Source organism: Variovorax sp. TLI9-5A (assembly GCF_056867935.1).
Map to the genome: position 1 here is coordinate 3,764,403 of NZ_CP200310.1, position 12,704 is coordinate 3,777,106.

At 67.4% G+C, this 12,704-nt stretch carries 12 protein-coding genes; 1 reads left to right on the top strand and 11 read right to left on the bottom strand.

What is annotated here, in order from left to right; genetic code table 11:
- Window positions 1-15 precede the first annotated feature (15 nt).
- Window positions 16-816 (bottom strand): tetratricopeptide repeat protein, encoded by an 801-nt coding sequence (locus AC1VNX_RS17705; RefSeq protein WP_483157910.1) that lies wholly within the window; start codon window positions 814-816, stop codon window positions 16-18.
- A 247-nt stretch (window positions 817-1,063) separates the two neighbouring features.
- Between AC1VNX_RS17705 and AC1VNX_RS17710 the strand changes: the two genes are divergently transcribed.
- On the top strand, window positions 1,064-2,716 hold the full coding sequence (locus AC1VNX_RS17710; protein WP_483157912.1) for an ankyrin repeat domain-containing protein: 1,653 nt from the start codon (window positions 1,064-1,066) through the stop codon (window positions 2,714-2,716).
- 125 nt (window positions 2,717-2,841) lie between these two features.
- Here AC1VNX_RS17710 and AC1VNX_RS17715 read toward each other — a convergent pair whose 3' ends face one another.
- The 10 genes from AC1VNX_RS17715 to mgrA form a co-directional block, all read right to left on the bottom strand.
- Window positions 2,842-3,852: an LLM class flavin-dependent oxidoreductase gene (locus AC1VNX_RS17715; protein WP_483157914.1), complete on the bottom strand. Its 1,011-nt coding sequence runs from the start codon at window positions 3,850-3,852 to the stop codon at window positions 2,842-2,844.
- Entirely contained in the window at window positions 3,849-4,796 is a 948-nt protein-coding gene (locus AC1VNX_RS17720; protein WP_483157916.1) for an ABC transporter substrate-binding protein, read from the bottom strand. The genes AC1VNX_RS17715 and AC1VNX_RS17720 overlap by 4 nt, the downstream gene beginning before the upstream one ends.
- A 4-nt stretch (window positions 4,797-4,800) precedes the next feature.
- Window positions 4,801-5,721 (bottom strand): ABC transporter substrate-binding protein, encoded by a 921-nt coding sequence (locus AC1VNX_RS17725; RefSeq protein WP_483157918.1) that lies wholly within the window; start codon window positions 5,719-5,721, stop codon window positions 4,801-4,803.
- A gap of 36 nt (window positions 5,722-5,757) precedes the next feature.
- The gene (locus tag AC1VNX_RS17730) at window positions 5,758-7,587 is read right to left on the bottom strand and encodes an amino acid ABC transporter permease/ATP-binding protein (RefSeq protein ID WP_483157920.1); all 1,830 of its coding nucleotides are present in this window, start codon (window positions 7,585-7,587) and stop codon (window positions 5,758-5,760) included.
- A complete protein-coding gene (locus AC1VNX_RS17735) occupies window positions 7,584-8,126 on the bottom strand; it encodes a GNAT family N-acetyltransferase (protein WP_483157922.1) in 543 nt (180 codons plus the stop codon). Before AC1VNX_RS17735 ends, AC1VNX_RS17730 begins: the two co-directional genes overlap by 4 nt.
- The gene (locus tag AC1VNX_RS17740) at window positions 8,126-9,463 is read right to left on the bottom strand and encodes an LLM class flavin-dependent oxidoreductase (protein ID WP_483157924.1); all 1,338 of its coding nucleotides are present in this window, start codon (window positions 9,461-9,463) and stop codon (window positions 8,126-8,128) included. Before AC1VNX_RS17740 ends, AC1VNX_RS17735 begins: the two co-directional genes overlap by 1 nt.
- A 51-nt stretch (window positions 9,464-9,514) precedes the next feature.
- Window positions 9,515-10,540 carry an LLM class flavin-dependent oxidoreductase gene (locus AC1VNX_RS17745; RefSeq protein WP_483157926.1) on the bottom strand — a complete coding sequence of 342 codons (1,026 nt, stop codon included), beginning with the start codon at window positions 10,538-10,540 and terminating at the stop codon, window positions 9,515-9,517.
- 104 nt (window positions 10,541-10,644) lie between these two features.
- The gene (locus AC1VNX_RS17750; protein WP_483157928.1) at window positions 10,645-11,145 is read right to left on the bottom strand and encodes a P-loop nucleotide/nucleoside kinase family protein; all 501 of its coding nucleotides are present in this window, start codon (window positions 11,143-11,145) and stop codon (window positions 10,645-10,647) included.
- 38 nt (window positions 11,146-11,183) lie between these two features.
- Window positions 11,184-11,390 carry a hypothetical protein gene (locus AC1VNX_RS17755; protein WP_483157930.1) on the bottom strand — a complete coding sequence of 69 codons (207 nt, stop codon included), beginning with the start codon at window positions 11,388-11,390 and terminating at the stop codon, window positions 11,184-11,186.
- A 116-nt stretch (window positions 11,391-11,506) separates the two neighbouring features.
- Window positions 11,507-12,547, bottom strand: a complete 1,041-nt coding sequence (gene mgrA / locus AC1VNX_RS17760) for an L-glyceraldehyde 3-phosphate reductase (RefSeq protein WP_483157932.1) — start codon at window positions 12,545-12,547, stop codon at window positions 11,507-11,509.
- Window positions 12,548-12,704: the final 157 nt, after the last annotated feature.

Below are 12,704 nucleotides of genomic sequence, written 5' to 3' on the forward strand. Positions count from 1 at the left end.
GCGACAGCCTTCTTGCTACTTGTTCCCCGAGCGCTGCTGCGCCCGCACGCGCCCCAGGAACTCGCCGAAGAGCGCCTTCTTCCCCGGAAAGCGCTCCTTGCCCTCAACAAAGATGGCCTCCGCGGCCGCCAGCTCGCCCAGCCGCATGAGGCATTCGCCCTTCGAGAAGAAGGCGGCCTCTCCATCGGGATTCACCTGCAGCGACTGCTCGAAATCGTCGAGCGCCTCCTGGAAGTTGCCGAGCTCCATGCGCGTGAAGGCCCGGTTGTCGATGGCCTCGAAGAAGAGCGGAAAGAGCTCCACGGCCGCGTCGTACTCGGCGATGCCCTCTTCCTTGCGGCCCTGTTCGCAGAGCTCGTTCCCGCGCAGATAGTGCGCATTGGCCTGTCGCACGATCTCCTGGCCGTCCTGGCCCATCAGCTCCAGATACCTCGGGAAGTCGGTGAGCTTCAGGTACTCGGCGAAGCCGATCAGGTCGTCCTCGGCGGGCTGCCTGTTGCCGATGAGTTCGCTGCCCTGGCTCACGCCGTCGGCGTCGATGGGCGAATGCCATATCAACACTTCGGCCTGCTTCAGGGATTCGATCGTGGGTCGCTGATCAAGCGGCTGGTAGCTAAGGCAATGGGCCACCGATGTTCCATCGGGCCATGGATCGACTTCCAGAACCCAGACGGCCCGCCATGCATTCCCGTCCTGATAGGCGAGCACGTCGCCCTTCTTCAATGTCGATGCCGGTGCCGTCTTCGCTGGTCGCTCAGGTGTGGGCGCCGAGCCGGTAAGGAGCGCGGCAAGCCGCTGGAGAAATCTGGGCAGCATGGTGTCGGGTGTCCGTCCGGAGATTGGATGTGCCATGGCAGGCAACAGCGTGCCACTTTAGCCGCAGTGCTCTGGCCGTTCCGCTCATTGACCTTCATGCGCCTCGTGCCCTAACATCACCGCCGCGGTGCAAGCCGCGCCCGGGCCCGCGGGAAGGGTTGAACCCACTTGCCTTCATTTGCCGATCCACACGCCTTTTGTGCAGCCGGATTTGCGGGCCGACGGCGTCTGATGCACGGAGGTTCGAATGAAGCGCATGCCCGCCCGGCCCGACCTGGGCCATCTGAAGAAGCAAGCCAAAGAGCTGCTTGCTCTCTGCCGAAGCAACGATCCCGCCGCCACCACCCGTTTCCGCGAAGCCCTGCCGGCCGCAGCCGGCAAGAGCGATTCCGTCATAGCGGCCCTCGGCTTGCGCCTGCACGACGCGCAGTCGTGCATCGCGCGTGAATACGGATTCCTGTCGTGGGCCGACCTGCAAGGCTTCGTTCTTGCGCGCCGCTCGCAGGCGGACGATCCTGCGAAGGCCGTGCTGCAATGGCTGCGGCTCGTCTATGCGGGCGACATCGCCGGAGGCACGAACCGCGCGAGGCCTGCACTGGCCCTGCGCCTGCTCGAAGAAAGCCCGGGCCTGCTGGGCGACGACCCCATCCTCGCCTGCGCGGTCGGTAACGAAGCCCTAATCCGACAAGCCATCGAGCGCGACCCTGGCTGGGTGAACCGTGCAGGCGGCCCGCTCGCGCTTCCGCCGCTTCTGGCGCTCACTCATTCCGGCCTGTTGCAGATACCGGACCACAAGGAGCGCCTGCGCCACTGCGCGAAGCTGCTGCTCGATGCAGGCGCGGACCCGAATCAATCGGCAGGCAACCGCTGGCCGCCGGCATCGCTTGCCGCGCCCGACGAAACCGAGCGCCTCTCCGCGCTCTACGGCGCCGCCGGCCAGAACCGCGATGCCGCGCTCACCAGGCTGCTGCTGGACGCGGGCGCCGATCCCAACGACGGCGAATCTCTCTACCACTCGCTTGAAACCCCGGCCTGCACAAAGCTGCTGCTCGAAGCCGGAGCACGCGTCGCAGGCACGAACGCGCTCTACCGCGTACTCGACCTCGACGACGTGCAGACCCTACGCCTGCTGCTCGCGCACGGCGGCAACGCGAACGAGCCGCCCATGGGCCCGCCCACCAGCGACTGGGGTTCGCTGCTGCTGTGGGCCATCCGCCGTCGCAGGTCGCCCGCGCACATCGAAGCGCTCCTGGCGGCAGGCGCCGACCCCTCGGCCACCACATCCGACGGCACGAGCGCCTACACAGCCGCCCTGCGCTTCGGATTGCCCGAAGTCGCCAGCCTCCTTCAGAAAGCCGGAGGCGCCGCCCCGATCCCCGTGGACGAAGCCTTCATCGCCGCCTGCGCACAAGGCGACGAAGCCGCAGCCCGCGGCATCCAGTCGGCGCACCCCGGCATCGTCAGCACTCTCTCAGAAGCCCAGCTGCGCCTGCTACCTGAACTTGCAGCCCAAGGCTGTGCCGACGCGGTGAAGCTGATGGTCAAGCTAGGCTGGCCCATCGCCACCCGCGGCGGCGACTGGGACCCCTCGGCGCTGAACAAGGCCGTGTTCCGCGGTGACGCCGGTCTCGTGCGCTTCCTGCTGGAGCACGGCGCCAGTTGGGAGGAGCGGCACGGCTTCGGCGACAACGCCTGCGGCGGCCTTTCATGGGCTTCGTGCAACGAGCCGGAAGGCGAAGGCGACTGGTTGGGCTGCGCCGAAGCTCTGGTCGCACACGGCATGCCCACCGCACGGCCCGACCCCGAGAGCCCGGACAGCGTGCTCGTCGGCGGGCAGCGCTATGTGTTCTCGGATGAGGTCACCGATTTCCTGCTCGGTGCATCCGCGACCAGAAGCTGAAGAAAAAAGCGGGCCCAAGGGCCCGCCCAAAGCCGTCCGTCGAATCACGCGAAACGCAACCCGACTCCGACTCACCTCGAACTCAACTCCTGCCTACTCTTGCTTCCCCGTTTTCCTCCTCGAACTCAAAGCGCGCGCCAACCGAGTTCCGGCGCGATGCGGCGGGACAGGTCGGTCAATATCTGTTCGTAGTCTTCGCTGCCGAAGTTGTAGGGCAGCTCCACCCGCAGTTCGCTCACCAGCGGCAGCACCGGGTCACGGCGCAGGCGCTCCAGGATTTCGTCGGAGCTGCCGACGAGATCGCTCGCGAACAGCGTGCGCCGCTCGCCCTGCGGTGCCCGCGTGCGTTCGACGCGTCCTGCCGCGAATTCGCGGTAGCGCTTGCGGGTGGCGGCATCGGCGCCGTCCAGCGGCACGATCACGCGGCCCAGCGCCACCCTGCCCTTGCCGGCATCCGCTTCGCTGGCTTTGTAGCGTTCGACGAGGCCGAGCTGCGCCTGCAGGAAGTCGTCGGTGTTCTCGCCCGTGAGCACGTTGCCCAGCAGCAGGTTGAAGCCGTTGCGCCCTGCCCATTCGACCGAGCGCAGCGACCCGCCGCCGTACCAGAGGCGCCCCGTCAGGCCCGGCGCATACGGCTGCACGCGCGGCCGCACACGTCCGCCGGCCGACTCCACGAAGGTTTCTTCGTCGCCCTGCAGCGTGTCTTCGAGGTTGGCCTTGAGCCTCCCCACGCGCTTGTGGCTGTAGTCGACTGTGTTCGGTGCCACGTCGTGGAAGCGGTTGCCCAGCAAGGTGCCATGCAGCGGCGCGCCCGCGCTCAGGCCCACCTGCAGCCTGCCGCGCGAGAGCACGTCGACCGTGGCCAGGTCTTCGGCGAGGCGGAACGGGTTCTCGTAGCCCATCTGGATCACCGCCGCGCCCAGTTCGATGCGGCGGGTGCGCTGCGTGGCGGCGGCCAGGAAGGTCGCGGCCGACGACACGCCGCGCTCCAGGTGGCGCTGGCGCACCCAGGCACTGTTGAAACCGTGCTTCTCGCCGAACTCGAAGAGCTTCAGCGCGGCTTCGAGGCCGGCGAGTGGGTCGGCCTCGGCGTAGTTGCCCGGCGTCAGGAAGGCGAGATGGCGGATGCTGCTCACGGCGCGAACTTCGGCAGGCCGGGCGGATTGGTTTCCGACTTCGGCAGGGCTTCCTCCGCCAGGCTCCAGCGCGCGAGCGCCTTGCCATAGGTACCGTTGCGGATCAGGTTGTTGGTCGCGGTGGTCAGCGCCACCGCGAGCCCGCTGCCCTTGCGCGTGGCGACGGCGACGTCCGACTTCAGCGGCCAGCCCGCGTTGACGGTGCCCACCAGCCTGATCTGCCCGTTCTTCGCGGCCTCGTAGGCCTGCGGCGCGTTGGGATTGAAATTGGCGTCCACCCGCTTGGTGACCACCGCCAGCGTGCGCGTCACATCGTCGTCGTAGTACTGGATCTCGACCGGCTTCAGGCCCGCCGCGACGTTCTGCCGGTTCCACTCCAGCAGGATGCGCTCCTGGTTGGTGCCGGCGCCAGTCGTCAGCTTGAGGCCCGCGACGTCCTTCGGCTCCCTGATCGACTTGATGGCGCTGTCGGTCTTCACATAGAAGCCGTGCAGGCCGAGGCGGTAGGTGGAGAAGTCGAACTTCTCCTTGCGCTGCTCGGTCACGCCCACGTTGGAGATCACGGCGTCGTACTTGCCTGAGCTCAGGCCCAGCGGCCAGTCGGCCCAGGCAATGGGCTGCAGGTCGAGCTTGAGGCCCAATGCGTCGGCGATGAGAAGCGCGAAGTCGGGGTCGAAGCCGACGACGGTCTTCGCGTCCGATGCATAGGTCGAGATCGGCGCCGCGAACGGCGCGATGCCGATGGTCAGCACGCCCGCCTTCACGAACTTGAAGTTCGGCGGAATCGCGTTGACCGCCTCGGCGTCTTTCTGGCCGCGCAGGCGGTCCTTCTGCTCGGGGCTGAAGTCGAACTTGTCGGCGGCATGGGCAGCACCGGCCACGAATGCCAATGCAACAACGAGACCGCGGGCGATGGACGTGGGCTTGAAGAGCGTCATGGCCATCACATCAGTTCTTCGGCAGGCCCGGCGGATTGGTGCGCGACACCGCGATGGCCTCCGACTCCAGGCTCCATCGCGACAGCGCCTTGGCGTAGTTGCCATTCTTGATCTGCGTGTTCAGCGCCAGCGTGACGGCCTCTGCAATGCCCGAGCCCTTGCGCGAGGTGACGGCGATTTCAGCGGTCTGCGGCCAGCCGCCCGAGAACACGCCCGCGAGCTTCGTCTTGCCGTCGCGCGCCTCGTAGGCCGCGATGGCGTTCGGGCCCACGTAGGCATCGGCGCGGCCCGACTGGATCGCCAGGCGCTGCACCACATCGTCGTCGTAGTACTGGATCTCGACCGGCTTCAGGCCGGCCGCCAGGTTCTGCTTGTTCCAGCGCAGAAGAATCTGCTCCTGGTTGGTGCTGGCCGACACGATCACCTTCAGGCCCGCGATGTCCTTGGGCTCCTTGATGGCGCCGAGCTTGCTGTCCGACTTCACGTAGATGCCGATCTGGTCGTTGCGGTAGGTGGAGAAATCGAATTTCTCCTTGCGCTCCTCCGTCACCGTCACGTTCGACACCACCACGTCGAACTTGCCCGACTGCAGGCCCAGCGGCCAGTCGGCCCAGGCGGTGGACACCAGCTCCAGCTTGCGGCCGAGGCTGTCGGCCACGAGCTGGGCGATGTCGGGTGCGTTGCCCACCGGCGTCTTCGTGTCGGTCGCATAGGCGGCGAACGGCAGCCGGCCGGTGGTGGTGCCGACGACGAGCACGCCTTCCTTCTGGAACTTGAAGTCCTTCGCGAGCCGGACGGCCTCGTCGATCTTCTGCGCGCGCGGGCGGCCGGGCTGCTCGGGGCTCAGGTCAGGGGCGGGCTGGGCCGTGGCGGCCAGCGGTGCCAGCAGCGCGGCAACAAGAACGGACAGGATGTTTCGTCGATGGGTCATGAAGGTCTGTGCGGTGAGAGAAGAGAGAAAGTCGGTTCAGAGAACCTTGGCCAGGAACTCGGCCGTGCGCGGATGCTCCGGCGCGTTGAACACCTTGTCGGGCGAACCGGTCTCCAGGATGCGGCCGCGCTCCATGAAGACGATGGTGTCGGCCACTTCGCGGGCGAAGCCGATCTCGTGCGTGACGATGAGCAGCGTGGTGCCCGAGCGCGCCAGCTCCTTGATGACGGCCAGCACCTCCCCCACCAGCTCGGGGTCGAGCGCCGAAGTGGGCTCGTCGAACAGCAGCACCTTGGGCTTGAGCGCCAGCGCGCGGGCGATGGCCACGCGCTGCTGCTGGCCGCCGGAGAGCTGCCTCGGATAGGCATGCGTCTTGTCGCCCAGGCCCACGCGCACCAGCAGCTCGGAAGCGAGTGCCTCGGCTTCAGGCCGCGAGAGGCCGCGCACGGAGATCGGTGCCTCGACGATGTTCTCCAGCACCGTGAGGTGCGGGAACAGGTTGAAGTTCTGGAACACCATGCCAACGTCGACGCGACGCTTCAGGATGTCGCGCTCGTGCAGCTCGTAGAGCGTGTCTTCGTCGCGCCGGTAGCCGATGAGCTCGCCGTCGATGGAGATGAAGCCGTCGTCCACCCTCTCCAGGTGGTTGATGGCGCGCAGCAGCGTCGACTTGCCCGAGCCCGACTGGCCGAGGATCACGGTCACGCTGCCCCGCCCCACGGTCAGCGTCACGTCGTCGAGCACCTTGAGTGCGCCGAAGCTCTTCGACACGCCGTGGATCCTGACCTCGCCGCCCTGCGTGAGCGGGTCGGTCCAGCGCGGTACGACCTGCGCGGACGCATCGGTGGCAGGCCCGTCGACCACGAGTGCCGGCCGCGAAACCTTCGAACGCCACAGGCTGCTCACTACCCGGCCCAGCCGCGAGCTTGGCGGATTGCGCAGCGCCCCGCGCGAGAAATGCCGCTCCACATAGTGCTGCACCACCGACAGCCCCGTGAGGATGATGAGGTACCACACGGTGGCCACCATCAGCAGCGGAATCACTTCCAGGTTGCGCCTGTAGATGATCTGGATCGTGTAGAACAGCTCCGGCAACGCCAGGATGTAAAGGTTCGAGGTGCCCTTGGCCAGCCCGATGATGTCGTTGAAGGCCGTGGGCAGAATGGTCCGCATCGCCTGCGGCAGCACGATGCGGAACGACTGCCGCCCGCGCGACAGGCCCAGCGCCGCAGCCGCCTCCAGCTGCCCCTGCTCCACCGAAAGAATGCCGCCTCGCACGATCTCCGAGGCGAAGGCCGCCTGGTTCAGCGTAAGGCCCAGCAGCGCCGCCACGAAGGGGCTGATGAGCTGCGTGGTCGGGTACGAGAAGAAGGTCACGTCGGTGCCCGGTATGCCCAGAGTCACCGTCTCGTACAGATAGCCCAGGTTGTTGATGATCAGCAGCAGCACGATCACCGGCACCGAGCGGAAGATCCAGGTGAAGACCCACGCCAGCCGCGCAAGCAGCGGCGAGCGCGACACCCGTGCCAGCGCCAGCGCGGTGCCGAAGAAGAAGCCCAGCAGCGCGCCCAGCGCCGTCAGCAGCAGTGTGCGGCCCAGCCCCTGCAGCACCGGCTCGGCGAAGAACCACTGGGCGAACACGCCCCAGCCCCAGCGCGGGTTGGTGAGCGTCGAATGCAGCACGATGCCGATGACCAGCACCGCGAAGATGGTGCCGGCCGTGCGCGCCGGGTAGCGGGCCGGGACGACGCGGAAGTGCGAATAGTCGCCGTTGGCCGGGGGTGCGGAAGAACGCTGCGGCTGCGGCGCGCGCACCGGCGTGGGGTTCATCGGCTCGGCGGCCGCGTCGAGGACGGTGGTGTTCATCGCTGCGCCGCTCCGACCAGTTGCCCAGAAGCCGAAGGGGCGTGCTGCCGCCCGGTGTCCAGGTATTTCTCGAAAGGCAGCTTTCGCGGCGTCTCCGGATCGATGGGCGGACCGAAGAGCGCCGTGTAGCCATGGCCCAGGTACAGGCCCACGGCCTCGGGCTGGCGGAAGCCGGTCGTCAGATAGATGCGCTCGTAGCCCTGCCGAAGCACCTCCGCCTCCAGTTCGGCGAGCACCTTGCTGGCCAGTCCCTGTCGGCGCAGATCGGCATGCGTCCACACGCGCTTGAGTTCGGCGGTGCGCTCGTCGTGGCGCATGAAGGCGCCGCCGCCGATGGCCACACCGTCGCGCAGCAGCAGCACGAAGTTGCCGCCATGCACGGGCGTGAACACCTCGGCGGGGTAGCGCTCCATCTCGCGCGGCTGGCCCGGCTCGCGCATCACGTCGCCATAGCGGCTGTCGTACTCGAAGGTCAGTCCTTCGATCAGCGGCTTCGCGCGCGGATCGAGCGGCGTGGTGTAGAGAAACTGTTCGCTCATCACGCAGCCTTCCGCACGGCGGGCACGACTTCATGTGCCGCGTGACGGCTCTCCTTGCGCGGCAGGCCCAGGTGGTCGCGCAGCGTCTGCCCGGGCAGTTCGCGCTGGTAGCGCCCGCGCGCCTCCAGCACCGGTATCACGAACTCGATGAAATCATCCAGGCCCTGCCCCAGCACCGGAAAGCCGAGGATGAAGCCATCGGCCGCGCCCTCGTCCACCCAGCGGATGATCTCGTCGGCGATGCGCTCGCCCGTGCCCACGAACTGCGTGCGCGGCGTCGCCACTTCCAGCGCCACTTCGCGCAGCGTCTGGCCCTTGGCCTTCGCGTTGGCCTTGATGCGGTCGGTGGTCGAGCGGAAGCTGTTGCGGCCCAGTTCGCCCAGCTCGGGGAAAGGCGCGTCCAGCGGGTACTGACTGAAGTCATGGTGGTCGAAGAAGCGGCCGAGATAGGCCAGCGCCTCCTCCACCGTCAGCAGTTCGCGGATGGCGCGGTACTTGGCCTCGGCCTCTTCCTCGGTGGCCGCGACCACGGGGCCGATGCCGGGGAAGATCTTCACGTCGTCGGCCTGCCGGCCCTGCGCGACGGCGCTGGCCTTCACCTGCCGCAGGAAGGAGCGCGTGTCCTCCAGCGAAGGCGAGTGCGTGAACACCGCGTCGGCGTACTTGCCCGCGAGCCCGATGCCCGCGTCCGACGAGCCGGCCTGGAAGATCACGGGCTGGCCCTGCAGCGAGCGCTGGATGTTCAGCGGGCCCGACACTTCGAAGAAGCGGCCCTTGTGGTCCAGCGTGTGCAGCTTGTCGCGCTCGAAGAAGCGGCCGCTCTCGCGGTCGCGCACGAAGGCGTCGTCGTCCCAGCTGTCCCACAGGCCCTGCGTCACGGCCAGGTACTCGTCGGCGATCTCGTAGCGCAGCGCGTGCTCCGGGTGGGCGCGGCTGTAGTTCTTCGCGCTGCCTTCCAGCGGCGTCGTCACCACATTCCAGCCTGCGCGTCCGCCGCTGATGAGGTCGAGCGAGGCGAACTGGCGCGCCACCGTGAACGGGTCGCTGTACGAGCTGGAGACGGTGCCGGCGAGGCCGATCTTCGAAGTCACCGTGGCGAGCGCCGACAGGATCGAGATCGGCTCGAAGCGGTTGAGAAAGTGCGGTATCGACTTCTCGTTGATGTAGAGCCCGTCCGCCACGAACGCGAAGGCGATGCCCGCCGCTTCTGCCTTCTGCGCGGTGCGCACGTAGAAGCCGAGGTTGACGCTGGCGTCGGCCGGCCCGCCCGGATGCTTCCAGGAGTTCATGTGGCTGCCGGCCCCTTGCAGCATGACGCCGAACCTGATGTTGCTCATGACGATCGCTCTCTTCTCGTTGTCGTTTTCGGGAAAAAGGAAATGGAAGCCTCAGGCCGGCACGGGCGCCTGTTCTCGCGCCTGTTCGCGCTCCTTGGCGAGCAGCTCGACCGACGCGCGCCGCTCTGCGAAGGCGGCCACCGGGATGTCGATGACGAACTCCTCGATGCCGTGGCGCTCGCTGAGCGCGTCGAGCGCATCGCGCACCTCTTCGCCGGTGCCGGCGATCACATGCGGGCGGCGTTCCTCGGTGCGGTAGTCGCTCACGCCTGCCTGCCGCGCGAACTCGGCGGCGGCTTCGAGGCTGGGCAGGTTCACGCTCTGGCCGGTGGGCAGGTGCACGCGAAAGCTGCGCAGTGCGCCCACGAGTTCGGCGGCCTTCTCGCTCGTCTCGGCTGCGAAAGCGAAGAGCGCGAGCAGCGGCGCGCGCCCCGTCTCCGCGCGGTAGGCATCGACCGATTGCGCGAGGTTCACCGGATCGCCATTGAAGTGCCCCGCATAGGCGAACTGCCAGCCCAGTCGCGCGGCGAGCACCGCGCTTTCAGGGCTGCCGCCGAGCAGCACGCGCTGCGGCAGCTGCGGTGGATTGGGCGTGGCGACCGCGCCGGCCAGCGCGTGGCCGGAGGCGATGCCGTCGTGCAGGAAGGCATCTAGCTCGGACAGCCGCACGCCGAAATCCTCGCTCCTGGTCTTCGCCGGATCGTGCAGCCATTGCAGCGCCTTGCTCGTCAGCGGCAGCCCGCCTGGAGCCTTGCCGATGCCGATGTCCACGCGGCCCGGTGCCAGCGAGGCCAGCACGCGGAAAGTCTCGGCCACCTTGAACGGGCTGTAGTGCTGCAGCATGACGCCGCCCGTGCCCACGCGGATGCGTGAAGTCTTCGCGAGCACGTGCGCTGCCAGCACCTCGGGCGCGGAGCCCGCGTAGTTCCTGTTGCCATGGTGCTCGGCGAGCCAGTAGCGCCGGTAGCCCAGCCGCTCCGCCGTCTGCGCGAGCGCGATGGTGTGCTGGAACGCCTGTGCGGCGTCGGCGCCTTCCGGGATCAGGCTCTTGTCGAGCAGGGACAGCGAATAGGACACGGTATGCGGTGGCTGACGCCCCTTGATGAAGAATTGCTGCGAATTCTCTTGGGCATTGCGCGCACCGTTTGCGCTGAATTCCTATATCGATATCTGCTGAATGCTCAGTTGTGCGTGCGGGAAAGAATGATCTGCGCGGCCTCTCGCGCGCTCACGGTCGCGGTGTCGATGACGAGGTGCGGCTCGGTCCATGGCTCGTAGTCGTGCCGCTGCACGGACTCCCATGTGGGCCGCTCGAGGCCGGGTATGTCGATGCTTCGCCGCTCGACGCGGCGCCGATGCTCGGCAGCATCCGAACAAACGATCTCGACTTCGACGATGTGTGAAGAGGCATCCGCCGCGACGGCCCGCCAGGCCTCGCGCGTGACGGGCAAAGGGTTCACGCAGTCGGCCAGCACCGTTTGCCCCAGCGAAAGATTGGAACGCGCCAGCCCGTAGGCCACGACGTAGCCAGCCGGCCCGATCTCACCAGCGGGAACACCGGCAGAGCGCAGTGCCTGCTCGATGGTGTCGATGCGCAGGTATGCGCAAGGCAGCTGCGCGGCGATCTCCCGCGCAATGGTGGTCTTGCCGCTGCCCGGCAGGCCACCCAGAACGATCAGCATGCCCGGTCATCTCCAGGTTCGATGTCCTGGCGCCGAGTTCACCACGAATGCGGCAGCAGGCTCAACATGGCGGCCGCGTGCAGCCGCCGAAGCGCCCGCACCGGCACGTAGCCATGCGGTGCGCGGCGAGCCAACGCATGCGGCGAAGCCGGCGGAATGCGCCAGGCCTTCGCGGTGAGGGCCAGGACATGGCGCGCCTGGGCTGCCGGGGAGACGTGGTGGGTGTAATGCGTGCGCAGTTGCATGGCAATGAATCGGATGAATGCTTGCGCCGATTCTGCAAAGCGCACCCGCCTTTGCCAAAGACGGATTCCAAGTTACCTGATGCGATCCGTGATGAGCAAATGGCTGGCGGCCGGGCTCAGGCGAAGTCCGTCGAGGGCTTCTCCCAGAGGTTCACGCCGCCTTCCACCGCGTACTTGTCGATCTCGGCCAGTTCCTCCGCGCTCAGCGGCGCATGCGACAGCGCTGCCACGTTGTCGACGATCTGCTCCGGCCGGCTCGCGCCGATCAGCGCCGAGCTCACGCGCGGATCGCGCAGCGTCCATGTCAGCGCGAGCTGGGCCAGCGACTGGCCGCGGCGGCGCGCGATCTTGTTGAGTTCGCGGGCCCGCTCGATGTTGGCGTCCGACAGGTGCTCCTGCTTCAGCGAGCCGCCGCCGGGCCGGTTGATGCGCGCATCGGCCGGAATGCCGCTCAGGTACTTGTCGGTCAGCAGGCCCTGCGCCAGCGGCGTGAAGGCGATGACGCCAGCGCCGAGTTCATCGGTGGCGTTCAGCAGGTCCTTCTCGATCCAGCGGTTGAACAGGTTGTAGGCCGGCTGGTGGATCAAGAGCGGCACCTTCCACTCTCGCAGCAGCGCCGCGATCTCGCGCGTCTTGCCGGCGGAGTAGGAAGAAATGCCGATGTACAGCGCCTTGCCCTGCTGCACGGCCTGGGCCAATGCCGAGGCGGTTTCCTCCAGCGGCGTTTCGGGGTCGAAGCGGTGCGAATAGAAGATGTCGACGTAGTCCAGGCCCAGGCGCTGCAGGCTCTGGTCGAGGCTGGCGAGCACGTATTTGCGCGAACCGCCGCCCTTGCCGTAGGGGCCGGGCCACATGTCCCAGCCAGCCTTGCTGGAGATGATGAGTTCGTCGCGGTAGGGCTTGAAGTCTTCGCGCAGCAGCCGGCCGAAGTTGGTCTCGGCGCTGCCGTAGGGCGGGCCGTAGTTGTTGGCCAGGTCGAAGTGGTTGATGCCCAGGTCGAAGGCGGTGCGCAGCAGCTGGCGCTGCGTGGCGATGGAGGTGGTGTCCCCGAAGTTGTGCCAGAGCCCGAGCGAGATGGCGGGCAGCACGAGTCCGCTGCGGCCGACACGGCGGTAGGGAATGGCGTCGTAGCGCTTGGAGTCGGCGTGGTAGGTCATGGGTATTTCTGGTCCTGACGGTGGATGAGGAAAGGAGATCGGGAGAAGCCTTCGAGAATGCCCCCGCACCTCGCGCGGGGCAAGCATTTCCACGCGGCTGTCGCACTTATCCCTCGCCGCATATGCATGTGCGGTTTTCTTCGTTGGACCGGCGCGC

What these genes read in the sequence shown, in the direction of transcription:
- AC1VNX_RS17730 (WP_483157920.1), bottom strand. Translation starts at nt 7,587, where the DNA reads ATGAACACCACCGTCCTCGACGCGGCCGCCGAGCCGATGAACCCCACG.
- AC1VNX_RS17720 (WP_483157916.1), bottom strand. Translation starts at nt 4,796, where the DNA reads ATGGCCATGACGCTCTTCAAGCCCACGTCCATCGCCCGCGGTCTCGTT.
- AC1VNX_RS17750 (WP_483157928.1), bottom strand. Translation starts at nt 11,145, where the DNA reads ATGCTGATCGTTCTGGGTGGCCTGCCGGGCAGCGGCAAGACCACCATT.
- AC1VNX_RS17735 (WP_483157922.1), bottom strand. Translation starts at nt 8,126, where the DNA reads ATGAGCGAACAGTTTCTCTACACCACGCCGCTCGATCCGCGCGCGAAG.
- AC1VNX_RS17740 (WP_483157924.1), bottom strand. Translation starts at nt 9,463, where the DNA reads ATGAGCAACATCAGGTTCGGCGTCATGCTGCAAGGGGCCGGCAGCCAC.
- AC1VNX_RS17725 (WP_483157918.1), bottom strand. Translation starts at nt 5,721, where the DNA reads ATGACCCATCGACGAAACATCCTGTCCGTTCTTGTTGCCGCGCTGCTG.
- AC1VNX_RS17755 (WP_483157930.1), bottom strand. Translation starts at nt 11,390, where the DNA reads ATGCAACTGCGCACGCATTACACCCACCACGTCTCCCCGGCAGCCCAG.
- AC1VNX_RS17710 (WP_483157912.1), top strand. Translation starts at nt 1,064, where the DNA reads ATGAAGCGCATGCCCGCCCGGCCCGACCTGGGCCATCTGAAGAAGCAA.
- AC1VNX_RS17705 (WP_483157910.1), bottom strand. Translation starts at nt 816, where the DNA reads ATGCTGCCCAGATTTCTCCAGCGGCTTGCCGCGCTCCTTACCGGCTCG.
- mgrA (WP_483157932.1), bottom strand. Translation starts at nt 12,547, where the DNA reads ATGACCTACCACGCCGACTCCAAGCGCTACGACGCCATTCCCTACCGC.